The organism is Mesorhizobium sp. M0152 (assembly GCF_040322415.1).
Lineage (GTDB): Bacteria > Pseudomonadota > Alphaproteobacteria > Rhizobiales > Rhizobiaceae > Mesorhizobium.
Map to the genome: position 1 here is coordinate 1 of NZ_JAMYTH010000131.1, position 657 is coordinate 657.

Consider the following 657-nt stretch of genomic DNA (forward strand, 5'->3'; position numbering starts at 1 on the left):
TCGCGCCGCTCGTGCCGCCCAACGCAATCGAGACCGCCAGCATGATCAAGGCGGCGGGAACCGCAACGATCGCTCCGGCCGCCGGTGACCGCTGGGTCGCGGCGGGCGACTGCCTGTTCTGTGCCGATCCACTGTCATCACGCGGGATCGTGCATGCACTCCGCTCAGGGATCCTGGCGGCCTACGCGGCATCGGACATGCTGGACGGGCGTGGCGATTTCGCCTGCGCCCGCTATGCAACAATCGCCACACGCGGCTTTGCCGACTACCTCCCGGCCCTGGCTGCCCACTATGCAGCCGTCGCGCGATGGGACACGCCTTTCTGGCAGCGGCGGCGCAGCCATGTCTTCCACGCGTCTAGCATCGTAGGAGGGAGGTCAGAGGTGGTCTCGGGACGGGGTGCTCGGCATTTATGACCGACCGAGCGCCAGCGAGTGGTCGTCGGCGGGCTCCATGGCGGCATCATGTCAGGGGACTCGCCCTCCATGATCATCACCGATTTAATTCAAATTTGTCTGTATATATTGACGATTGCACTACCTTCACCTCGTAGACGGCAATGCGGGCGGGTAGAGAGGTTCTATGATATGACAAGCGATTTTTCCGCCGCCCGAGTGCATTTAGATCGAGCGTATGACTACCTTTGTGGGGATGACC

The 657-nt window shown here is 62.3% G+C and carries 1 protein-coding gene; it reads left to right on the forward strand.

What is annotated here, in order from left to right:
• Window positions 1-416 (forward strand): NAD(P)/FAD-dependent oxidoreductase (locus NKJ26_RS33480; RefSeq protein ID WP_502903267.1); only part of this gene is annotated, 416 nt, incomplete at its 5' end.
• Window positions 417-657: the final 241 nt, after the last annotated feature.